Here is a 24,654-nt window from a genome sequence, read left to right on the forward strand (position 1 = left end):
TACACCACGCATTTGTATTTACGTTTTCAGGAGACAGCTACCGAATGAAAGGAGGCACCGCGAGTCTCTAATCTCCCACGCCAAGTGATGATTTTAGTTGGCCATTTTAGACGAAAACAAATTGGCCATTGACACTCTTGAGACGAGGATGCCATCTTGGTAGCTTGCGGAACTTGGGCGCAATGGATTTCAACTGTGCCCTGCGGCACTGAGGAACGCAAACCACTGCCACAATGGAACTTTTCTCAATAGTGGAGGTCTGGTTGTTCTGCAACTAAAATGCAATGATGGTTTATCCGAAACTCACCACCTCAAGTAGAAACGCCAACAAAGTGGTTATCCGAAACCCGTGAACCACTTTATCAATGTACGTAGTGACAATTCCAGTAGCGAGTTACCCATTGTTGCAATGGCAAATCATTCAATACAAATGAAGAAACCTCCATTCACACCACAGAGCTTTGTGGCAGTATCGTTAGCCACTGTAACCTTGACATGATGATAATCATAAGCTGTAAATGAAAACTGGTGAGGGATCAGGCTACCATGTAGCTCCTACTATCATGGAGATTCTATACAACCCGAAGGATGAAACATCTCATCAGGGGAAACAACCATTTACAGATGAATTGAAACTTTGAACACCACTCCATTAACATTGGTGTAGCAAATTCCCTGGTAAAGAAAACAAACGCCCTTTCAGATGCGTCAATTATAGCGAACAGGATATTCGATAGCGAAGGTTTTAGGAACGACAGTCAACGCAAAAACGGGACGGTATTCAACCGCCCCGCGTATCGTCACAGCTTCTCCTATACCGTGACCAATTCTCTTGTATCTTCTCCGAGCCTTGAATGCTGATCCGATTTAGCCTGACTACCGCCGCCCTGCACCTGGAATCGCAAACGTTGCCCATCATTGATAATATCGTGCTCCGCAAGGAACGACTTTAATTCACTCAGCCGATGTGAAAAAGCCGATTTACTGTATCCGATTTGGAGGCGAAGTTCTTGTTTCCGAACGCTGTCTACGCCTGCCGCCTTGTATTTCAGGATGAGATCCTTCAACTTTGAAAGCTTACTCTTCTCGACTTGTCCCTCATCATCTGCCTGGCATTTGGTCATTCCATCGCCCCACGGTTCTCGCAAATACTTAATCCCAGGCAACTGCTTTCTGACGATGCCCACCGCTTCCTCGTTCGAGCAGAACAAGTAAATCTCTGCCTTCTGGCTGTTATCGCGATTGATGCGTTTGACGGCTTGGAATAACTCAGCGGCAATGGTGCTGTTTCGAATGGCTTCTACCTCAACATCTCGGAACAACTCGATGTTTCGAAACGACTTGTCCTTATCCAAGGCATGAAAGAAGTATGCCATCAGAGCGTAGCTTCCATAATCAAAATTCGGCGTTTTGACGATGACGCAGGTGTCGAAAGTTCGCCAATCATTCCGCCCCAACAGGTTCCCGTGGTACTCCACGCTGATTTCTACACCCAGCTTTCGTGATATATCCACCAGCGTCTCTTCCCTTTCACCATCGTCACCGTAATGACTGATGATAGCCGCTTCGAGCTTTGGTTTGTTCTCCTTATCTACAACAAAGAGAACGCCCTTTCGTCCATACAAGTCTACCATCTTAACCACCTGGTCGAACAAGGCTGGACTATCTTTTAGCCCTTTCTTGCCTGTGTTGACAGGGTAGTGATGAAGGGTCGTTTGCGAATAGTCGTAAAGCTTTGGCTGATGTTTTACAACAAACCTCTTTGATAATTGGTACGGATAGAAAAAATCTGCATTCGCGTCCAAGATGATGTTGTTTTTCAATCGGACGTAATCATAGCTATCATCGTAGGTATAAAATGCCCCGTTGTGGTAGTACGCTTCGTGTCTAAAAAGTTGCCGAAACTTCAATAGGAGTTCCCTGCAATCCTTCACCCTTGGCGACTTCACGAGTTTATTGATCTCGACCCTGTACTTCCTGTACTCCTCGGACTGAAACGTCATCCATATCATATGTCCATGCTCCTCTGCGGAGGGAACACGGAGCCTTCTCAACTCGTCGCGGAACATATCCAGCATCTCATCGAGGATTCCCGATTCGATGTTCACGCTATAGCTGTATAAAGTGGACAACTCACGTCGAGAAATTACAATCTCGTCCATTAAGTTGGGATACTCATCAATGAGCAGAATATCCCTTTCCCTGATGAGTTCTTCATGTTCGCCCTTGCAAACTTGGGCATACATTCGCGTGGTTATCACCAACACTTGAGGTTCAATGACGCTTTGCCTTTTCTTGCCTGTCCTCAAGTCCTCTCCCTCGACAGCCAGGGCAACAGGTTTGCCAGCAGTTTCGTTGATTGCGTTGGCGGTAGCATCTAACAAACCATCCTTTTTGAATGGTTGAACCCACAGGACTCGATAAGGATGCTTACGAGTCATTTCACCTACAAATCTCTGGGCGTGTATCGTTTTTCCCAATCCTGGTTCGTGGTCAAATACAATGAAACGCTCTGCATCCCATGTGTCAGGGTTCATGATCTGCTCCCGAAGTTCCCTAAAGTAGTCTCTTTTCAATTGCATGAAAGCCATTTTCCCCTTTCGCCTGTTGTGCTTACCGCTTGATGACTTGCTGTTTGGGCACAACACAAAAAGCTGGTTGTTCGTGTTAGGTGTGCCCGCGATCTTTCCAGCCCAAGAGACTACTGAACAGACTTGTCCCTGGGTTCATATGAAAGACCTATATAAAAACGAGCACCCCACCACGCAACCAGCTTTGCTGTCTGCTATGGGGAAAACGGCGGCATCCTGCCGATATCGAAACCTGACTATGAAGTTTGTCCAAAACGTGTTTCTATCTTATCTCTGTCATCTCATATTGTCAACTATATGATACCATTTACCCCAGTCAACCCCAATAACGTTTTCTTCTTAACGAAATTGACCCGTCACCTTCACTTTAACCCTGTCTTTCTCGCAATGCGACTTTTCGCCCCAGTTCGCCCACCACATTAGACATCATAGTGCGACTCGTGGTGAATTATTCGCCCCAAGCCTGTATAGCATATGAGGTCAAGCAAAACACAAAGAAAGGGGAAGAACTTTATGTACGCAATCGCCGTGGATACTGGGAAGAGTTTTTCGAAGAGTATCAGCTACAAGGAACAAGGATTCATTAAGCAACGGTTCCGCACGCTCATGCAAGAGGGAACTCATTTTTCTGGAGTCGAGGTATCAGGGGACACTTATCGCGTAGAGTTTGAGGACAAACAGTATCTTATTGGGAGTATGTGCTCAGAGTTGAATGCGGACTATGCCTCCGCGTCCAAACACTCTCTTACCCACAAGTTGGCAGTTTACACGTCGATAGCCCTGATGTTGCAAAAACTCAGTGTGGAACGAGTCGGTATTCCGCAAGTCGCTGTGGCACTGAATACCCCACTTCATATCTTCAAAAACGAAAAACGAAAAGCCGCCTATCACGAATTTATCCTGAATGATCAAAAGCCCATTTCCTTGCGCGTGAATGGACAAGCCTGGGTGTTTCGGATCAACCAACTGGTGTTATTGCCTGAATCCCTCGGTCCAATCTATTCTCACCTGGATGAATATCGTAATAATAGAGTTACGGTGATCGACATCGGCTCGATGAACGCATCCTTTTCGACTTTCGACAGGTTGATTCCGAAGATTGACAGTATGGTGATCTCGAATCTTGGCGTAAACCTCCTCCGAGGACATGTCCAGGAGACGCTATCCACCCAATTCGGAGCCACCATCACTATGGACGAGAGCGAAGCCATTCTACGAGAACAAGTCTACTCCATCAATGGTACAGTCATGCCTGAAAGCGAGAAAATAATTCGTGATTTGATGATGAACCATGTCCGAGACATCATCAATTATGGAAGATCACAGGGGCTATCGTTCACTACGCCTGTTTTTTGCGGCGGAGGTAGTCTATTGTTAAAGGATGCTATCTTAGCCCACTACCCTCATGCCCAAATCGACGACAACGGGAGCTACTCTAATGTGATGAGTTACTGGAAGTTACGCGAAGCCAGGGGCTTAACTTCTCATGTCTAAACGGAAAATCTCGATCTCCATCAGAGATCCAGTCGTGTATGAGTTTGTGAGGGCAAAGGAAAGTACAGGGATTAGTGCATACGTTTGTGAGCTAATTCGTCAGGATATGAACCGACCCACGAATGAGGATTTGGACAGCAAGGTCGAAGAAATCGTTAGGCGATTATTACAAAACGCTGACGGAATCGTGCTTCAATCATCCAATCACTCAAAGAAGGACTCGTTATCTGACGAAGATAGGGAGCTACTCAAATCACTTTTCTAACAATGAGAACCAGTAAAAGAGAGCCAGTAAATGGCTCTCATTTAGGTTTTCTCGCCCATATCCCCGCAACTTTATGCGCCTTTACGCCGCATGTTGCCCATTTATACTGATTTTGATCCATAAAGCAGAAAACTTCACTGTCATCTAATGGATTTCAGATCCGTTGAGTTCATAACGACAGCGATGAATTGAAGTCCTTGCGGATATAAACGGATAATCTTAGCAGTGGAAGACTGTTAAAAGCTATTCCCTAATAAGTCTCAGCCCTCCCACCCGTCTCTATCCTCTCGCCAACTTCACACTTGACTCATCATACACAACCTGCGCTTGCTCACCATCGCCATTGCCCGTCATTCCTTTCTTCTGTGCTTGCACGATAAACAAGTCCAGCCGTTGGCTGATACGCACAACGTCAGGATTCGTGAAATCGCGGTGTGTTTCCACCATATGTATCATCTTTTTCCGTAGATATTCGATAATGTCAATGCACCCAGACATGATGAATCTCCCCACCCCAAGCTGTAGGCGTATATTTTGTATGGAACTATAAGAACGTGCGTCCCATGACCTCATCGAGGGTCGGCGGGTTGCAGGGACAACTGAGAAAACATCCGACCCATGGATAGCATATTTGACACCCTCGCCTTTGTGATGCACAGAACAAGGTGATTTCCTTTGTGCCCTTCATTCTATCAACTTTCTACTGATCTTGCGCCTCGTCCAGTACCATACGCAACGCATCCCTCGATTGTTCTGGCAACAGCTTCACGAAATGCCGCAAACCCATGGAATATACCAAACACATCGCCAGCCGATCCCGTTCAATGCCATCTTCGTGAAAGGGGACACCTTCCCAAAGTTCCCACAGATGATCAATTCGGATAATTTTCTCAAAATTGCTGACTTGCCGTTTCAATATGTTGACCTCTGTTTGCATGTCTTTCAGTTGATTCGAAACCTCGTGGATATCGTACCGAATCCCATCCTCCATATGCGAAAGCAGTTCTTTTACTTCGTCGTTTACCATTTTATCTTCTCTCCTTTTCTCCTCCAGCCCAATCAACCTTCGTAGCCTTTAGTTCCCGCCCTGTTACTCGCCGACTTTAGTCAAACGCCATAAAAAACGCCCAGTCAAGCGACTGAGCGCGGTTTCTTACAATCTATTTGAGGTTGGCGCGGCGATAAACATCCTCATGTTGTTCCCATCCTACTGATTTAATGGTGATTTTACTAAAATGTATTCTTGGGAGGTATAAGGGTCAAAGCAAAACCAAGGTCACCTCTGGGTCACAAACCATACCTCAACATGCTCCTTGCGATGAAGAGAAATGTTCAATCTTGTTTGGTCTGTTTTAGGATTTGAACGTAACCCCTGGTTCCATCTACCCGAATGTAATCACCATCCTTTATAATTTTCGTAGCGTTATCAATACCAACAACGGATGGAATCCCGTATTCTCGTGCCACCACCGCTCCATGTGTCATCATGCCGCCCACTTCCATTACCAGAGCCTTTGCTGAGTTGAACAAAGGTGTCCACCCTGGATCGGTAAATGGCGCGACCATAATTTCTCCTTGGTTTAATGCGGCATCCTCTGGATGAAGAACAATTCTTGCTATCCCTTCGACGACTCCACTCGAAACGGGTGTGCCAATTAAAGCACCTTCAGGAGCCTTCATGTCGCGATGTCTTCCTGTAATGACTTCGCCTTCACTGGTCATGACGCGAGGCGGAGTCAATCTTTTATTTAATTCTTCATGATGCTTACGTGACGTAATTAACCGATGAACATTTTTTGTAAAAGCACCACGTCCCAAGGCTTGTAACTCATCCAGGGTTAAATAAAACACGTCGGTTCTTTCGCTCAATGCCCCTGCTTGAACGAGTTTATCAGCTTCTTCCAGAATGGCTTGCCTGTATATATCAAAGTGCCGAATAAGCAAATATTTATGATGCTCCCGTAAACCGCCCAAGTTGCGATATACATGAATGAGACGACGCATCACTCTCGCCTGTATCAATCCCTTATGTTTTCGCACCTGTTTGACAATGTTGTCTGCAACTCGCTCTGCTTCTTCAGCGGCTTCCTGAAACTTCGTGCGATGTTCTCCAGGTGCCATGGTACGAATATGGCTAATCATAGCTGAAACCAAGGTTGTTGGAGTTTCGTTCCAGCGAGGTTTGCTGATATCGATTTCCCCTGGACACCGCATCCCAAATTTGAACATAAACTCTTCAAGTTTCAGACGAAAGGCAACGCTATTGGAAATTTCATTAAGATCTTGATAAAAGTCTGCGTCTGTGGCGTTTTGTAGGTAGTCGAGGAGTTGCTGGTTCTGACGCGCGATATCCGCCAAGTCCCCAATCATTAGACCAAGTTCGGTGGTGATATTCCCTGGTAGTGACCTGCTAAGTGCATGAAAGGATTCCATGTCTCCGAGCCATTTACTTAACAACTTTTTGATGATTTCCGAAACGACTTCCCCACTCACCCAGTTAGGCGCTACTTTCAATAACGCAGGGAATACATCTTGCCGCATATCTCGTTTCACGGCATCGATCCGCGATAAAACACCTGGACTCAATACATTTTCTCGACAGCGATTGACAGATTCTTCGATGAAGTGGTTCACAACCTCTCTACGGGCAATGGGATCGGCAATGAAAATGTTCGTTATGATGGTCTTGATTACAGGAAAAGCAATGGATGCAACTGTCCGAAATGGAATCCGCTTATGGGGGAACTTGATTGTTGGACGGTTTAATACTTCATCCAGAGCGGCACCCATTTGTTCGTCCATACGTCGCAAAACGAGTGGAACCATCTTTCTCAGAGCTTTTATTCCAAATAGTGGTGTCATATCTCCGAATGCTCTGCCGCCCGCTTCGACGGCAATGGGAATCATGGTCGAAAAAACGGAGATCGCCATCGGTTTCATGACATCTGTCATCATCTGAATGTGTCCCATCGATACCAAAATGTGCAGTCGTTGATCCGCAAATTTTGGAACAGGATAGAGAGACGTAATCGGGCGACTTTGAACAACGTAAAACCTGCCGTTGGCAAGGCACCATTCAATGTCTTGTTCCGTCCCATAGTGATGTTCAGTTTTCTTTCCGAGTTCGGCTAATTCAATGATTCGTTCATCTGGCAACGCTTGAGCCTGTTGTTGGTCAGGTGCCAAATCCTTTGTGATCGTTCCGCCTGCTGGATTAGAGTAGATGGCAATTTTCTTATTCGAGATTTTCTTCTGGATGATCCGACCGCTTCGAACTTGATACAAATCGGCAGAAACAAGTCCTGATACGAGTGCTTCTCCAAGTCCAAAGCTGGCATCAATGGACGTGATAGTCCGATTACCAGAGATGGGATCAGCAGTGAACATAATTCCTGACACAGCGGGAAAGACCATTTCTTGGACAACAACAGAGAGAAACACCTGGCGGTGATCAAATCCGTTTTTGACACGGTAGGAAATTGCTCGATCAGTGAATAACGAAGCCCAGCAACGTCGAATTGCATTAAGAAGTTGATCCTTTCCCAACACATTCAAGTACGTTTCCTGTTGACCAGCAAACGAAGTCCCTGGTAAATCTTCTACTGTTGCACTGGAACGAACTGCATATGCTTTCCCATCACCGTTCTGCCGCCATGCTCTCACGATGGCTTCCTCTACTTCATGAGGAATCTCCAAGTTCTCTAAGTGGTTCCGAATTTGTTGCCCCAACGCCCGAATTTTATCTAATTTCTCTACGCTAACTTGATCAAGTTGATTAAAGAAGCCGTTCATCCTATCACAGGTTTCAATAAACGCCTTAAATGCATAAGTGGTTACACAAAAACCTTGGGGAACTGGAAATCCAGCTCTTGTCATTTCTCCAAGGTTTGCTCCCTTCCCTCCAACATAGTGCAGTGAGTCTTTATCAATTTCGTTAAAGTATAAAACGAACTTATCCATGATCTCTCCCCTTTTCGACCGAGAACCAAATAAACCGCATTGTATTTTTGGGTTTCCGTACGTCAAATGAATATCAATTCAAAGGATGTCATTGACGATCCCAGCAAGGAAAATGTCAATTAGTACATCTACAGCTTGTAGTTTTGAGATTCCATGACGCTCCGCCTCACTTCTGCTAAAGCCCTGCATTGCTTCCAAGAATACAATCGTAACTACATGAGCATCGATACTCGTCTTGACCTGCCCCATTTGTTGGGCAACTCGAATACAATCCTCAATCTTTGCAAATTTCTCGGCACGCATCTCTCTTAATCGCTGATGAACTTGGGGTAGTAGCTTCCTTATGTCATCCTGAAAAAGCGGGCTAATACGAGAAACCTCTGCTTTCACTTGATCGAATGTTGATCGAATGTTAGCAATAGGGTCACTACCTGGCTCCATGCGATCAAACTTCGCAGATACCCGCCCCATGACTTCATCAATGACGGACGACGCAATCTCCTCTTTTCCTGAGAAGTATTGATAGATTGTCTTCTTACTCATACCCAACTTTTCTGCGATGTCGCTAATTGTAACGCCCTTATATCCCCTCGTATTAAACAGTTCATATGCGACTTCCAAAATTCTTTGTCGATTAAAATCCTCCATGAGTCCCTCCAATAGCGATCAAAAAACAAAGAAACTATTATAGTATATTTGGTTTCTTGATGACATTATACCCACCATACACGAATTTTCAAGTCTCTGCTTGCTGATCAGATGGCACCCTCTCCTTGATTGCCTTCCCGAACATTCAAACCGAAGATCCTGTGTCGTTTTCTGGCGCGATGCTCTGCTTCAGTTGGATGTGTTTGTAATACAAATCCAATGAGAAAAGCCAACAAAACTCCATCGTCTTCGGTTACAAAGCAGGTTGGTTGAAAGTGCTCGAAAAATAGTCTTGGTAAGAGATGCGTCATCTGGCGACCACCCTACCAATCGTCCAACACCTCAATTACCTTGTAATAATCGTTTTCCACAACATTACGTGTGTTCACGGAAGCATCTCCATCATCCCTGGTAGCTTGAAGCTCCTGACTGCGACCCATGAGTCGTTCAAGAACATACTTACTGTCTGTCACGCTCTAACCACTGCCTCTTTCATGATTTCATTCGCAACAACCACTTCTGTACCCGCCAGACCCACGGAACAAAACAGGGTTATGTCATCTTGACCCTTTCTCCCAAGCGTTTTCCCTGTAACAACGTCACTTAGCTGTATGATCCGTTCTTCATCGGGCGTTCCAACCAGAAAATGTGGCATTGGATAGGCTTTGAGTTGCTCTATGGAATCAGTCGCAATCACCGAACTACGTGCTCCAAGTTCCATTGGAACCTCATGCCGCTTGACTGATTTGGGACCCACCGTGTTGATATGTACCCCTGGTTCAAGCCATTCCGCATCGAATACTGGCGTACCACTATTTGTGGCGCAAATCACGATATCGGCTCCCTGGATGCAACTCTTTGAGGAATCGACTGCCACGACCTCTATTTCCAGCTTCTTTGTCATTTCCGCCGCAAATGCCTCTCTATTTTCATGATTGCGACTAAAGATTCGAACATGTTTAACATCCCTGACAGCAACAGCCGCCTCTAACTGTGTCCGCGCCTGCATACCTGTACCAATCACCGCGACGTGTTCGGCATCCTTCCGAGCCATGGCTTTGATTGCTACGCCACCAATCGCTCCAGTACGAACAGCACCAAGCAGATTCCCAATCACTATGCCCTTAAACACCCCTGTATCTGAATCAAACACACAAACCAATTGCTGATGCCCATCCAAATCGTTCGCGTAGGTGTCGTAGACGCGGAATCCGATTACCTTTTCCATGGCAGTTGCGGCACCCGCAGTAAAAACCAAGTCCCCCAGTTCCGTTTCCAGCCGAAATCGCGGAGGCGCAAACAAGTGTTCCGTTTGCCTGCTCCTCAAAGGTGCGTTCAATTGCGCTCGCAATCAACTTCATTGAGACAAGCTTCTCAACGTCCTGGTCTGTAAGGACATGATACAAGCGAAGTCACCCCTTCTGGCGCGAAAGTTGCCCTTCAAGTTTCGAATCCCTTCTATTATCCCAAGCTCTTCCCTGCTCTTCTACCACTCGATCTCCTCTGGATAATCCTCCACCAAACCGATATCTTCAACGGAGCAGTTATGCTCCCGTGCCATCGCTCTGACTTCCTCTTCGATCTGACGGTACTCCTTGCCTTGCTCCACCATGCGCTTGACGACCGTTGACAGAGCCTTAGCCCTCTCATCCTTATCCCCGATCTTCAGATATCGAATGTTGAGCAAATCCAGATATTGTGATGCGTATCCGTCCACCCATGTGTAATCCTTGTGCATCAAATTCATGATTCGCTTGAAAGATGCCTCTGTAACTACTTCCTTCACACAATTGACCACCGAGGACTGAAACAGTCGCGCAGTCGCAAGGTGTGCATCCCATTGAATGCGCTTGTCCAGCAGAGGAAAGGGAGCAGTTCTTGCTTGTTTTTTCGCATAGAGGCGAATGAAATCGTTCAGGGCTATGGTGACAAACAGGACTTCGGGGTAATAAACCTGGCATCTATAGTACAAGTTCTTCTCTGGTGTAATCATCCCCAAGAATTTCATTCTGTCCTCGTCAATGCCAATACGAATATCTCCTGTATTACCACTCTCGTCGATAAAGATGTTAAGCTTCACTTTAAACAACCTCTGCTCTTCATCTACCAATAAATACGAAACTATCCGTTGAGTTTCGCCATTTCTCGGATGATAAATGTGTTTTTGTAATTCACAAGTTCACTCGCCAAATGATCTAAGCCGCGGAAAAGTAAGAATTTATTGGTTAGACCATTTAGAGCCAAAAACATTCCTATATCTATAGGGCAGTTTGGCACATCGAATTTTCGCAGTATGCTATTGGGTGAGTGTTCATTTTGTGAGCCAAATACTTCTTCTTCAAGGGGAGTACCCCGCGTAGCATGCAACGTGAATACCCCTTGCTGGGCAACTATACGGTCGTTATTTAGTGGAGACTGAATTGCGATTGTGTTCCAAATCGGTATAGCACCTTCGGCTTTCATTAGATTGTCATAGTCACCTGGGTTAACATGACCAACTAATCGCTTTCCTTGTGCGTTGAAATTTAGTTCTTGCGGGTCAAGAACCCAAATATGTGGTCCTCTCTCAAAGTTTAATGACTCTGTGGCAAAGTATAGAGCCACAGCAAATGAGTGGGTCCAGTCGAGTAAGCGTGTTGGAACATGATGATGTTGCATGATTGCAAGGAGTTCCAGTCCTGATGCCTGTTCAATGTATTGATACCCTTGATCCTTAAACTTAAAATAAAGGCTCCGTTCCAATCGACTCACAATCTCCACGGAATGGGGTGTATTCATATCAATGCCTCGAAACAAGGAGGGTATAAGGCGGTAATCGCGACTTGCTTGTCCACGATACCACATCTGTGAGTCGCGTCCTAACGAAAACTCGCTTACTGCGTGTAGAAACTCCAGAAATTCATCAGAAAACCGTGGCAAGCCCATACGTGATACCCCCTACTTTACTAAACGCACCGAAATCTACATATCGGTACTCTACCAGAGTCCGCCAGTCTCTATAAATCACGGACTATTTCTTCATCCAAAATGGCTTTACGCTTTTCCCAATCAGGCATCAACGCACTCAGAAAACCATAAAATCGCTCGTTATGGTTCTTATGAAGAAAGTGGGTCAATTCGTGTAAAATGACGTACTCTATGCAGTACTTCGGAGCCTTGATCAACTCGAAATTAAGAAGAATGGCGTGGGAGTCCCTTAAGCACGACCCCCACCTTGCCTTCATGGTGCGAATCTGAATTTCTGGCTTTGGAATGTCGTATTTTTGTAGTGACAAATACACTTTCTCCAGAGACTCGGAAAAGACACCATTAGCCTGTTCCCTCATCCACTGGTCAAAGAAATTCCTCTTCCTGACGGTATCAGTTACGTTCTTTACCCTCAGATAAATGAAGCCACCATCAAGCGTTACTCCTTCATCTTGTGCCTCTTCAACCCGCAACCGATACTGCTTTCCGAGGAATTGAAATGATTCACCGCTGACGAATTCCCGTTTCCGTTCACTTTCTGGTTGCACATCCTTGAAATAGTGAACGTTTTTCATAATCCAAGGTCCTTTTTGTTTTACGAAATCCAGAATAAACTCAAGAGGTACGCTCGGATTGGCTGAGACTGCAACGGTCATGTCTGGCTTGATGTGGAGGTTCACGTTTTTGACGTTTTTCCTCTCCAACGTGAACCTGATCACCTGATCCCCATACTCAACCTGATGAAGCTCCACACCATTTGTCTTGTTAGTATCGTCGTAAGGCAACGGTTTTCACACTTTCGATAATTTTGTCGATCTGGTCAAAATCAAGATCAAAGTGATGCTCTGCCGCGAAATCATAGAGCAAGTCGTCCAATTCTTGGGCGATTCGATTATGCACCTCGATGTTGTCATGCCAGTCAACTTTACTATGGCTTTCAATGATTTGATCAATTTTGAGTGCCAACTCACCCAATAATTCCTGATTGTAGTTCACTTCATTGGATTCTTGGAACACCCCCAGTACAACGCCGTAGAAAGCTTGGGCATTGACATTACTTCGTAGGTTAGAGGGGTAACTAACGCCCGAAGTGCCCTTGCGAAAGTCCCTCATGATATCTTGCATTCTTGACCAGTATTCAGCTTCACTAATCCGCTGGTCTTTATAGGATTTGATGGTTTCTTCGATGCGTTGTGAAAATTTCTTGTAATAAGCTGGATTCTCGTCCCATTTGGCGTTAATCCGTTTGGACAACCTGGTTCGGATGGCATCTGCCCTTGCTCTCGGCGATTTGAGACGCTTCAATTCTTCCTCAAAGCCTTTCTCATCCATAATGTCCACGGGATTTGTAATGCGGATGATATCCTCTGCCGAGATATAGTTATCCATGAGCATCTGCATCTTGGCTTCATATTCTTTGTGATCGATGGAATCGCTGTAGCGGAGCTTCACGCTCTTTCTAAGTTCCTGGTAGAACTTCAAGTCGCGTTTGTATCGATTGAGTTCGTCCGCACCGAGAGCGTTGTAAATGGCTTCGGACTCTAATGCGATACCCAGGTTTCTCCCGAACGAACTTAAAACGGAATAAAAGTGTTCTCGCAGTTCATCGTTTGCAAGCAGAACCTCGTACTCTTCTACATCGTTCTTGTTCTTCACTGGAATGAAGATATTCACAAGCTCCGTGTAGTAATGGCGCAGATCCCCGATAACGGTGATGACATCATAAATGGCACCTTTCAAGTCTTTGGGGTCGAAGTTCTCCAGTCCCGCTCCAGCATACATTTCCATCGCTTCATCCAGTTTGGTCAACAGCCCACGATAGTCGATGATCAAACCGTAGTCTTTTCCTTCGTACAGCCTGTTTGCTCTTGCGATGGCTTGCAGTAGATTATGCTCCTTGAGGGGTTTATCCACGTACAAGACGCAGACATTGGGCGCATCAAAGCCAGTAAGGAGCTTATCTACGACGATTAACAGATCAAGCTCATCCCCGTTTACGAACTCATCCTTGATGCTATCTTCGTAATTGTCCTCGTCGCCATACTTGTCCATCATCTTCTTCCAGAACTGCTGAACCTTGTCCTCCAATGCCTCATCAACTTCGGTGTAACCCTCACGTTGATCGGGAGGTGAAATGACAACAGCACAGTTCAAGTCACCGAGTTCTTCAAAGGCTTCCAAGTAGCGAACGGCTTCAAGTTTGGTGTTGGTAGCCAACATCGCAGTATAGTGGATGTCCTTCGTCTTGTAGTGCTTTAGAAAGTGCTCGTTGATATCGAACGCGATCAACTTAATCCGCTGATCCGATGATGCAATCCGTTCAAACTGCGACCACTTTTTCATGACCTCTTCTTTTTGCTTGTCGTTCAAGTGTCGGGTGATCATATCCAGGCGGAGGTCGATGGCTTTTCGGTTAACCGTCTGATCAACCATCTTGCCCTCATAAAGTAATGGAGCAATAATCTTGTCCCGAACACCGTCTGCCATGGTATATGGTCGGAACATCTTCCCGAATTTCACGATGGTATTTTTCTCTTTCCGCAACAGAGGTGTCCCTGTAAAGCCTAAATAGCAAGCGTTCGGGAACACCTGTTTCATTTTTAAGTGTAACTCACCATACTGTGTCCGATGAGACTCATCGACGAGTACGAACACGTCCTTGGATAGAATTTTTTGCTGTTGCCCTGATGCGGTATCAAACTTGTGGACAAGTGTGGTAACGATATCCGCGCTGTTATCGTTGATCAGGCTGACCAGGTGTTTTCCTGTCGTCGCACGACTTGCCTTAAGCCTGGAATGATTGAAAGTACGATGAATTTGTTTGTCCAGGTTCTTTCGGTCAGTAACCAATATCACCTTCGGGTTATACTGGGTCAGTTCAGACAGAATGTATTTCGCAAGCATCACCATGGTCAGGCTCTTCCCAACACCTTGGGTGTGCCAAATCACCCCACCTTGACGATTCCCATGTTCATCCGTCTCGTGAAGAATGGTGTCAATGATCTCCTTAATGACGAAATACTGCTGATACCTTGCGATCTTCTTGACATCCTTATCATAGACGATGAAATATTTAGTCAGTTCCAGTAACCGTTCAGGATGGAACAACGAGATGATGTTCTTGTCCTGCGTAGTAGGAAGACGGTCATGAACCGTTCGGCTCAGTTGTTCCTGGAGCCATGCTTCATCTTGCTCCTGCCACACAGTCCAAAATTTCTTCGGAGTAGCACATGTTGCATATTGGGTCTCATTCTTGTTGGTGGACATGATAATCTGAACAAACTTAAACAGTTGTGGGGCATAATCCTTACCGTGATTGCGAAGCATCTGGCTGATTCCCTGATCCATCGAGATGGAAGCCTTTTTGCACTCTATCACGGCAAACGGAATCCCATTGACAAACAATACAATGTCAGGTCGAATTGTCTCTCGTCCGTCCATTCGTTCTACGGAGAATTCCTCAGCCACGTGAAATACGTTGTTATCCCAATGATCCCAATCGATGTACTGAAGGGAAAAAGACTTTTTGGAGCCATCGGGGAGGTTCTCCGAGTAGCTCCTCCCCAACATCAGCGACTCGTAAATCTTCTCGTTAGTTCTGACAAGTCCGTCCGTCAATGGTTCATCTAAATCACGAATTGCCTGTTGAATGTTCTTCTCGCTAAACTTGTAGGTAACACCCTTGTACTCATAAGTGTTCTTTCGGAGTTGCTGTTCCAGAACCTCTCGTAAGAGAACTTGATGCAAGTTGCCCCGCATCTTTTCTGCTTCCTTCGCAGGTAGATATGTGTACTTTAACCCTCGTAAGACCTCAACTGCTGGTATCTGACTGATATTCTCTTCATTAAAATCCTCTGCCGATGGCATCTTACCATCCTCCTATGTGTTGCACAGAGTAAAGTATGTCGATTCAAACCCTAACGTTTCCTGTAAAGAGAAGTTGCGTTAGTCCCGTCTTTTGTCGCCTAAGGGCTTCCAATTCTTGTTCGAGCAGACGTATTTCCTTGTCACACGAGGCAAGGATTACAGCAATTCGCTTCTGCTCTGATCTCTCTGGCAATGCCACCAAGATGTTGCCGATGTTGCGCTTACTCAATCCGTACACTGATATTCCGCTTGCATAAAACATCATTTGCTTTCTAACTGCGTGATTAGATAAGAAGAACCTCTTAAACACGTTATCAAGAAGGCGAGTTTTGTCTCTCGCTATTATGGTGTGTAGCCCTGCAATGAACGGAATCGAGGTTTTATTGAATACAACCAATGATTTACCAATGCCATCGTAGTCTTCGGACGCATCGGCAAACACAATGTCACCGTGTTGTAGAAGGTATTTCTGTACGACGTTTTCGATTGGAACGTATATTTTGGGAATGGTATTGAACTGCGCTTCAACATCCACGAAGTCAGTCACACTGGTGTGAATATCGCCGTAGTGTAGGTAGCATATTCCGTCCTCACCTTGAAACAAGTCTGCTCTGGTGGCTGGATATCCACCCTCAAATGTAAATAGCTCATCAAGCCGCTTGACGCTCCATTCAATTGGCACTATGCCAACTTCCGTTTGGTGATATCCCTCAGGAACCATTCCATCATCTATCATGTCGATTCTTGCCTTGATCTCTTCCTTCGAGAATTTACTTCCATCATTCCAACGCACTTTGCCCGATAACAGATGTTGCATCAATCCCGTCTTTCGTAGCCTCTTTTGTTCAATCAACCTTTGTTTCAATTCAATTGCTTTATCCCAGGTTGCGAGTACCTTCGCAATTCGCTGTTGCTCGTCAAGAGGAGGCACAGCAAGGGTCGTCTTCTTGAAAAGGCCCATTCCGACCAAATTAGGCATTGCTCCGCCTTGTGTACTATCAATAATCCGACGCTGGAAACCATCCCATTGAAAGTATTGATAAAAATAGTCGCTGTTGATCTTTCGGTGATCAATCTTGATTAGAAGAAGAGCCTGGTTGATAACCCCCATCGGGGAACCTTCGGGTATCCTAAAAATGCGTCCTATAGTGCCTGAGCAACTTACGATAAAGTCTCCCGCCCCAACTGCGAACCTCTTTAGCTCCTCATATTTCTCTCCATTAATAAAGTAGTCCCCCAATTGAGCATCTTGGTAGATGGCATTCTTCTGCTCGTACACCTTATAACCAGTTGGAACAAACGACTCCTTCTTTAATGCCCCTCCAAAAGGCCCCCTTATAAGTCCCTTATCAACACAGATATCCTCTAAACTTAAAGTTTTCCAACCAGAAAGCATTTTCGCATCGTTGAATGAACTGTTAGCACGTTCCATCAACACCATATTTATCCCCCTTTGTTAAAGTCCCAACAATTTCAAGTGTTGTTCCATTTCATCTTCTAAATCCTCAATCTGCTTCTTGAGACTCGCAATAGTCCGTTTGATTTGCTCCATGTCTATTTCAACCTCGTCCTCAAAGGAATCCACATAGCGCGGAATGTTCAAGTTGTACTCATTCGTCTTAATCTCATCGATGGATGCCACATAGGAATACTTTTCCTTGGATAGGTATTTATCATAAGCATCGACAATTTGCTTGATATCGTCTTCCCTGAGGAAATTCTGATTTTTCCCTTTTTCATAACGCCCTTCACCTGATGCATCAATGAACAGAACCTCTCGTCGCTTCCTGTTTTTCTTAAACACCATGACACATGCAGGAATACTCGTTCCAAAGAACAGTCCTGGGGGGAGTCCAATGACCGCATCAAGCAAGTTTAGATCGACGATTTTCTGACGGATCTTGAGTTCCGTGCCGCCTCTAAACAGTACCCCATGGGGAAGGATGACTGCCATTCTCCCATTCTCCGCCAGCGAGTAAAGCATGTGTTGAACAAAAGCGTAATCCCCCTTTGAACTTGGTGGAACTCCCCACTCAAATCTCCGATACGGGTCGAGACTTGCCTCCATCTTGAAAGGTTTATCGTCATCAGCTTTGTCGCCGCTGAAGCCCATCGCCCATTTATCCAGAGAGAATGGAGGATTCGCGACAATTACCTGGAATTTCATGAGTTTGCCGTCTTCCAGATGGAGCGGGTTCGACAACGTGTCTCCCCACAGAATCTTCGCATCGTCAATACCGTGCAAGTACATATTCATCAACGCCAACGAGTGCGTTTGACCATTACGCTCTTGCCCGTAGACAGCTACTTTCCGATTCGGTACTTGATTAACTACACGAATCAAGAGCGAACCTGATCCGCATGTCGGGTCGTAAATGCGATCATTCTCCTGCGGCTTCACCAATCGCGCCAATAGCTCTGAAACCATCGAGGGAGTGAAGAACTCCCCGCCCTTCTTACCCGCATCGCTGGCGAACCGTTCAATCATATACTGATACGAGTTGCCGATGATATCGTCGTGACCGACAACAGAGGGTCTCAGATCGAGTTTGTTGAAATCCTCCAAGAGCGTTTTGAGCATAGCATTGCGTTCTTTCGATTTGCCCAAAATCGCTTCTGAATTGAAGTCGATGTTCCTGAACACGCCACGCAATTTACCTGTGTTCTCATTCTCCAAGTGTTCCAATGCCTTGTTGATAATCATGCCAATTTCAGAGTTATTTCTTTGCGAGTAGAGATAGTCAAACGTCGAAATCTCGTCCAAGACGAACCGTTCTCGCGACATTGCCCTCTTGACCCGTTCCTCGTCGCCCTTGTAACGATCCTTGTACTCATCCAACTTCTCTTTATAGGTGTCACTAAGGTACTTCACGAATAGCATGACAAGGATGTAGTCTTTGTAGATACTGGAGTCAATCTTGCCCCTAAACGTGTCACAGGCTTGCCAAAGGATGTTGTTGATCTTACCTTGAATATTTTCATTCTGGTCTGTCACGAAAATCCTCCTCAACTTATGTTCGCTATCGTATAAGTCACTAACGTATTGAGTTTCTGTTTCTCCTTGATCAATTGTTGATAAAGCCCTATTTCCTTTTGGTGCAAAGCATTGAGTTCAATAATCATCCGCTGTTTCTCAATCGGCACACGAGGGATATCCACCTGTGCAAGAGCACTCTTGTTGGTGGTCGGGATGTTCGTCCCTGTTTGATGTTTAAGCAATTCATTTTTTACACGTTCAGTATTCAAATACCAAGCTACGAAAGCAGGTGCGACGACGCTGGAATACAAACGAATCACAGCAAAGTACGACGGTATGAGTAATCCCTGCTGTTCCTCTTGTATGTAAACCGTCGTATACGGATGGCTCAGCCTAACCAATATGTCACCAACCTGAGTGAAATGGTCGGCGTCCAACTCGTCGTTGCTTTGGAACAACTCGAACGCCTCATCGGAGAATGTTCCGTCAAGACTGATGTTCTTCAGCGTAACCAACCGATATTGCGCCTTCACATCGTAGTCCACTTCCGCTTTTTTTCGGGTCAGCACCAGCCCTGTCTTAATCCCCGCTACTTGACCAAGCTTCATTCGCCCCCTCCTCTCATGTTAAATATACAATTTTGCATCGTCGATGTTGTTGTCAAATAAACAATATAACATTATTTCTTCGTGGTCAAGTATAATTTACCAAGCTTGCGAGAGGATCAACATGTAGTGAGGAGGAAGCGCCGAGAATGGTGGGCAGTATCGCAGAAATAGGCATCTGAGGCTTGTTTTTTATGTATTGGCGTTGGTTATCCCAACGCCTTTGCCCTCCTCTCTACTCTATCACGCCATCTGACGCTCATATTGCAAGATATCGAACAGCGGATAACCAATGTGCTTAATCATCCTGCTGAAGATCCGCACCAATTCATCCACAGTGGCTTCCACCGAGTCCAACACCTTGAAATGGTAGCTAATGGTATTCTTTTGAACCTTGACCCTTTCATCAATCTTTTCCCTCAAAATCCACGGTTTCGCCACGAACAGTTGAAATAACTCACGATTTGCTTCGTCAAATCTCAATTCCACAAACGCCAGGTTGCGTCGATTCCTTGCTGAGATGTAGAACTGTATCCCTGTACGCCCGCCGCCAAGGATAAGCGTGGCGTTGTCCCCGACAAAATGCTTCTCTCGTTGGAGTGGCAAGAAGTTGGGTACCGCCTCCCGCAATCGATACAGCAAGTAGCGATTCACATCCACGCGCTTTTTGAAGTCGAAAGCCTGATTAGTGGGGATGGGCTTTGGGATCAGGCGCCTGTATAGCGGATGTTCAACGGTTTGGACGACCCGAAGGAGATTCGGAACTTCACGCAACAACCCCAACGAACCATATACCTCCAACTTGTGCATCGAATTGAGCTTTTGAAGCGGTTCCATAATCTCATCTGTAATCCGAACCAACAGTAGTTTAATCGGTTTACCACTGCTCCCCACTCGTTGTTCCAATTCCCGAACGTGCGCGACTTGGAACGCAAATGCCAGGTACAGCAACATCGTTCCTTCATCCAGCACATCGATCAGCTTCAACAGCCGCTCCTGGTGGTAGGTGTCCGATTTGCCAAGCCAAAGTTCTGCAATGACGGGCGTCCCCATAGCCCTGTCATAACCGAACAGATCCAGCTTATATCCCTGCCAATACGATTCAAGCAACGGGTTTGTCATCCCTCGCCCCATAACATCCTCCAAAATGGATTTGTGCTCCTTCAAGTACAGCGAAAAAATGAACTCACGTTCACTTCCTTTTAAACTCATAGGATGAGCCTCCTTGTGTTTCCTTTAACAATGACGAGAGAAACCCTATCAAGGAGTCCTCTCTACCTGGTTCACGGTTATTCCCTAATCAGCTTCAGAAACTCCCGCACCTTTTCGATGATCACGATGCTGTCCCGCACCTTGTTCGTTCCATCAAGATCACTGCTCATCACCGTCTGCAACATTTCAGCAAGACCGTCCTTCATGGGTTGCGTCGCTGGGATACCGTTGCAGATGGTGTAATGATGTGTGAGAACAAGCTCGATCACATCTTTTTCCCTCTGTTCCTCTTCGGTCATCTCCATGAGTTCCTGGGGTGAGACCCCAAGGGCGGGTGCCAGCTTGTAGATGATTGGCACACTCGGAGCCTTTCTGTGATTCTTTTCGAGTCGATTGATGTAGCTCGGCGATACCCCCGTCATACGTTCCAAATCTTTCAGGGAGAGATTGAGTTGCTTCCTCAGATACCGAATCCGCGCCCCTACCGAGTCAGGGATTTCACGCTTGCCATGATCATTACTCACATCTGTTCGCCTCCTGCAATGTTTCCCGCGTGGGAATCCTGGTGTATGGGTGAATCCTTTTCTTATAGTTGGGAGACTCACGAATTATTCAGTGGAAGTTGAAAGAAGGAGAGAGTTTCAAGGGAAAGTGAGGTCACGGCAGAGATGTGTATTGCGAAGGCTGAAAATCAGTATCCAGATTGTAGGGTATTCGAATGCTCAGGACTGCGATACCCAAGGCATGTCTTGACGCTTATACTCCATCCCAGAAAACATATCTATATCCATAAAATCAAACATAAACAGGCACACAACTTGAACCTGATATGTTTACATAAATTGAACCATAAACAATTACATATACTGAAATTAGACAGCCCCATTAGGGTGGTTGCTCAACGCTGAATGGCTGGTACAAAGCCGCAAGAGGAAGTCACAACTTCATCCACAGTTCGAGGGGACTTTGTTACGTTGCGTTCAGTCTGCACCATGGGTCACCGTCATGAGGCAAGGTTATCGTTCGAGGTTGACTTGGATGCTGTATACCCCACAATCCCTTGAATTACTGAGCCACCCTCGGAGTTTCCGTTTCCCTCGTGGTATTTACAAACCTGCATACCTGCAGTTCAGCATGTTTCTGCTGACGAATTCCAATGTCCCACCGCGAAGGCGTTGATTGATAAACGGTTTTGTCCTTAACCGTAGGCAACCCTGGCAGGTCGATGAGGGCACCTCGGCACCAGGAGTCACCTCTTAGCGTTGTCTGCTATCTTAGACCTCCGCCCGCCAAAAGGGTACCATCGACTCCACGCTCTTCCGTAATGCTCTCATGTCCCATTTGCGTTGATTGAGACACGTCTTTTCCCTTACCGCAGTTATCAATACCAATGCAGTTTCGCAACCTTTGCAATTGGTCATGAAACCTTAGCACTCTTCTGCCCTTCTACTTTGGCACAAAACTCTATGGTTTGTTCGTCCCATTCCCAGTGATTTTCCATGTGTTTTTTCTCACATATACAGGTTTATGTTTTCCGAAAGTTGTTTGGGTCGATCTTCTCTACTGCCACAAGGGATTTCAGACTTTTAAGTTCTACAAATAAACAAGCAATTCAATTTCCAAATCAGTAAACAAAAATGGTTACTGGTATTGAAACGTAAACATAGGGATGTATTGCGAGCGCAGAATCGATTAGAAATCGGGTGCCTCTGGAGTTGTCATCGCAACGGAGGAAAACGTGATGTTTGGTATATGGGCTTCAAGTCTGAGAGTGTACCAGTCCTCTACGTTGCATACCCCCGAACAAATCCTACACAACACGTACAGTCGCATCATTGTGTCGTGACCTTCTCCTCCGTGACTTCCCGCCTTCGCCCGCTACTCAGCCGCCACCGCAACATCCACGCGGAGTGGGATGGCTTGTATTCAGACAGCGGGAGGTGTGTGGAGGGGTTATCTCAAATCCCTTGCCATTTTTGCAGTTTCAATTCTATCTCTTTCACGTTTTTTCCTATAGGTCAACAAACACCCCCATACCCCTCCCAAACTGGATGAGAGGCACCGTCTCGCCCAATCCTGTGGGTGCGGTGAGTCTTGTGATATGGACGAGTGGCGGTCGTGCAGGCAGTCGCCATGTGGGTGCAGTAGGCGGATGGTGATGATGCTTCAAAACGCTCAAGAAAGGGTATGAGACAGTCCTGTCCACGATGACCATCGTGATGTAACGACAAGTAATTGACGCGATATGGATGAACTGCATCTCAGCAATTGTAAAGTTCCGCGATGTACCGTTTTGCTGTCTAAACGCCATTTACTGAAGCCCCTACTATCTGCTCCCTTTCTTCACCCTGCATACTGCAACATCACAGCAAACCTATAAAACGCCTGACTCTGGTCGGCAAATAACATCCTCATCACATCAGGATCGCTTCCGACAAACGCATAGCTTACATGGGTCTGATGTTGAAAGTGGGCGCGGAGCCGCTTCAGCAAGAGGTCGTCAATCTTCTCGATCATCTGAAACTCGTGGAACCAGACGACCAGCCGCCTGTCCGATTGCTCAGGGATACGTTGCAGGAGACTAACAGCTTCATCCAGGAGTTCAAGAGGACTTTCCTTAACACTCCGCAAATATGGAACGTCCACAACGTCTTGTATGTTGGCACGGATGTCAGGTCGGGACAGGCTCTCTATCAAGTCGCTGAAGGAGGAGTTTAGTAGGGAAATAATACTAATCCGCAATTGAAGAATACCTGTTAGCAAGCGAAATGCCAATTCCTCAATCGTTGAAACGTTAGACAGGTCTATCTTCGCTGTGTAACATCCCCGCGCTTCCAGCCGCTTCAGGACGTCACGAGCCAATGTAGCGCTAATCTGATAAGGAACTGTGAACGTTACACTGCAACCATCATATAACCGCTCTTCAAGTTCCCGAGCAAAGCGGTCATATTCAGCGGGGTGTGCAGGCAGAAGGGATTCATGAGGGTTCGTCATATCGTCATCCATGTGTCGTATCCACCTCAATCGCAGTATGAAGGTTCCAAATAAGGAGCGCACTATATCTCCACAACGGTTTGGATGGGTCAAGCTTCTTAAACATTTGCCCCCTTATGCGCAAGAACGGAAGGTTAAAAGTCGCCTCTCGTTCTTGACACATCCGTTATGAAATGGATGAAACTGGTGTAAGGGTTGCCGCAATTGCCTGAGTCAGTGGTTTATGAGGGGCTTGTGACGCTGGTGGCATCAATGCAATCCATGTGTTATTCATTTGTACTGTAAGGATATAAACAATGCTTCCCGAACTATACGTGATTTTCCACCACTGTGCTTTTTGACCGTTACTGAGCGTTAGACTGCTTTCTTGATCCATCTTATTTCCCTTTGCCAGTGCTTGTAGTGCGTTACTGATGTTATCGAAATACGTTGCCTCGTACACTGTGATGTTTTCATACGTCAATTTCATGACGTTATTTTTACCCGATACTTGAGCAAGTTTATATACGCCGCTGTTCCCACCGCTTTTACTTAAGGCGTATGGGGTTTGAATACTTTGGTTTTTCGCTGTTTGCTTGATTTGCGACAATTGGCTCTTCGTATAAGTAAGAGCGTTTAAGGGTTGCCCATTGCCTCCAGATTGCGTCGTCACAGAACCAGAAGAGTGTGAATTTGCATTGCTACCTGCTGGGTTTGAGGTATTGGTGTTGCCCGTAGTGTTGTTCACCGTCGTGCTATTCGTTTGTTGAGCAGTATTGTTTGTTACAGATTGAGTTGAATTTGTTGACGCAGAATTATTCGTCACAGGAGTTGAACTGTTTCCAGTAGCGCACCCTGCCACCATTCCAACAATGCTTAATGCCAATCCAGCAGTTATCCATTGTTTGTGTTTCATTTACAAAATTCCTCCTTGTTGTTCATACCAATAAGACGAACTTACGTCTCATGAAGTGACACTCCATTTTTTGGAGTGTTCCATGCACAACAATGGAGTGTTCCTGCCCGTTTCTACAATAAGCGTGCCACGCATAAAACACATTTGACATACACCATCCATACATTCACCTTGAAACG

General features: G+C 45.8%; 18 protein-coding genes. 1 reads left to right on the forward strand and 17 read right to left on the reverse strand.

The features are described from left to right. Window positions 1-812: 812 nt before the first annotated feature. Window positions 813-2,591: a hypothetical protein gene (locus tag QMF38_RS06280; protein ID WP_281758933.1), complete on the reverse strand. Its 1,779-nt coding sequence runs from the start codon at window positions 2,589-2,591 to the stop codon at window positions 813-815. A 513-nt stretch (window positions 2,592-3,104) separates the two neighbouring features. Here QMF38_RS06280 and QMF38_RS06285 point away from each other — a divergent pair. After that, on the forward strand, window positions 3,105-4,085 hold the full coding sequence (locus QMF38_RS06285; protein WP_281758934.1) for a ParM/StbA family protein: 981 nt from the start codon (window positions 3,105-3,107) through the stop codon (window positions 4,083-4,085). A 544-nt stretch (window positions 4,086-4,629) separates the two neighbouring features. Here the strand turns inward: QMF38_RS06285 and QMF38_RS06290 are convergent. The 16 genes from QMF38_RS06290 to QMF38_RS06365 all read right to left on the reverse strand — a co-directional run bounded on the left by QMF38_RS06290 (window position 4,630) and on the right by QMF38_RS06365 (window position 24,475). After that, complete coding sequence (locus QMF38_RS06290; RefSeq protein ID WP_281758935.1) at window positions 4,630-4,848, reverse strand: aspartyl-phosphate phosphatase Spo0E family protein; 219 nt, start codon at window positions 4,846-4,848, stop codon at window positions 4,630-4,632. A gap of 202 nt (window positions 4,849-5,050) precedes the next feature. Next, complete coding sequence (locus QMF38_RS06295) at window positions 5,051-5,377, reverse strand: hypothetical protein (RefSeq protein WP_281758936.1); 327 nt, start codon at window positions 5,375-5,377, stop codon at window positions 5,051-5,053. Between the two features lie 305 nt (window positions 5,378-5,682). After that, window positions 5,683-8,310 (reverse strand): phosphoenolpyruvate synthase, encoded by a 2,628-nt coding sequence (locus QMF38_RS06300; RefSeq protein WP_281758937.1) that lies wholly within the window; start codon window positions 8,308-8,310, stop codon window positions 5,683-5,685. A gap of 78 nt (window positions 8,311-8,388) precedes the next feature. Next, complete coding sequence (locus QMF38_RS06305) at window positions 8,389-8,958, reverse strand: TetR/AcrR family transcriptional regulator (RefSeq protein WP_281758938.1); 570 nt, start codon at window positions 8,956-8,958, stop codon at window positions 8,389-8,391. 469 nt (window positions 8,959-9,427) lie between these two features. Beyond that, entirely contained in the window at window positions 9,428-10,309 is an 882-nt protein-coding gene (locus QMF38_RS06310) for an ornithine cyclodeaminase family protein (RefSeq protein ID WP_309298695.1), read from the reverse strand. A gap of 135 nt (window positions 10,310-10,444) precedes the next feature. Further along, the gene (locus QMF38_RS06315; protein ID WP_281758940.1) at window positions 10,445-11,038 is read right to left on the reverse strand and encodes a DUF6904 family protein; all 594 of its coding nucleotides are present in this window, start codon (window positions 11,036-11,038) and stop codon (window positions 10,445-10,447) included. 41 nt (window positions 11,039-11,079) lie between these two features. Beyond that, window positions 11,080-11,883: an FRG domain-containing protein gene (locus tag QMF38_RS06320; protein WP_281758941.1), complete on the reverse strand. Its 804-nt coding sequence runs from the start codon at window positions 11,881-11,883 to the stop codon at window positions 11,080-11,082. A gap of 71 nt (window positions 11,884-11,954) precedes the next feature. Further along, window positions 11,955-12,710 (reverse strand): M48 family metallopeptidase, encoded by a 756-nt coding sequence (locus QMF38_RS06325; RefSeq protein WP_281758942.1) that lies wholly within the window; start codon window positions 12,708-12,710, stop codon window positions 11,955-11,957. After that, the gene (locus tag QMF38_RS06330) at window positions 12,691-15,792 is read right to left on the reverse strand and encodes a type I restriction endonuclease subunit R (RefSeq protein WP_281758943.1); all 3,102 of its coding nucleotides are present in this window, start codon (window positions 15,790-15,792) and stop codon (window positions 12,691-12,693) included. The genes QMF38_RS06325 and QMF38_RS06330 overlap by 20 nt, the downstream gene beginning before the upstream one ends. Window positions 15,793-15,835: 43 nt before the next feature. After that, on the reverse strand, window positions 15,836-17,233 hold the full coding sequence (locus QMF38_RS06335) for a restriction endonuclease subunit S (protein WP_281758944.1): 1,398 nt from the start codon (window positions 17,231-17,233) through the stop codon (window positions 15,836-15,838). A 15-nt stretch (window positions 17,234-17,248) separates the two neighbouring features. Continuing rightward, complete coding sequence (locus tag QMF38_RS06340; RefSeq protein WP_281758945.1) at window positions 17,249-18,787, reverse strand: type I restriction-modification system subunit M; 1,539 nt, start codon at window positions 18,785-18,787, stop codon at window positions 17,249-17,251. Window positions 18,788-18,798: 11 nt separating this feature from the next. Then, the gene (locus QMF38_RS06345) at window positions 18,799-19,377 is read right to left on the reverse strand and encodes a restriction endonuclease subunit S (protein ID WP_072872949.1); all 579 of its coding nucleotides are present in this window, start codon (window positions 19,375-19,377) and stop codon (window positions 18,799-18,801) included. Window positions 19,378-19,617: 240 nt separating this feature from the next. After that, on the reverse strand, window positions 19,618-20,586 hold the full coding sequence (locus QMF38_RS06350) for a hypothetical protein (protein ID WP_281758946.1): 969 nt from the start codon (window positions 20,584-20,586) through the stop codon (window positions 19,618-19,620). Window positions 20,587-20,663: 77 nt separating this feature from the next. Continuing rightward, a complete protein-coding gene (locus QMF38_RS06355; RefSeq protein ID WP_072872947.1) occupies window positions 20,664-21,110 on the reverse strand; it encodes a helix-turn-helix domain-containing protein in 447 nt (148 codons plus the stop codon). A 1,819-nt stretch (window positions 21,111-22,929) separates the two neighbouring features. After that, complete coding sequence (locus tag QMF38_RS06360; protein ID WP_281758947.1) at window positions 22,930-23,592, reverse strand: hypothetical protein; 663 nt, start codon at window positions 23,590-23,592, stop codon at window positions 22,930-22,932. A 154-nt stretch (window positions 23,593-23,746) separates the two neighbouring features. After that, window positions 23,747-24,475, reverse strand: coding sequence for a hypothetical protein (locus QMF38_RS06365; RefSeq protein ID WP_281758948.1), 729 nt, complete (start codon window positions 24,473-24,475; stop codon window positions 23,747-23,749). Window positions 24,476-24,654 lie beyond the last annotated feature (179 nt).

The sequence above is a fragment of the Alicyclobacillus hesperidum subsp. aegles genome (genome assembly GCF_027923525.1).
GTDB lineage: Bacteria > Bacillota > Bacilli > Alicyclobacillales > Alicyclobacillaceae > Alicyclobacillus > Alicyclobacillus aegles.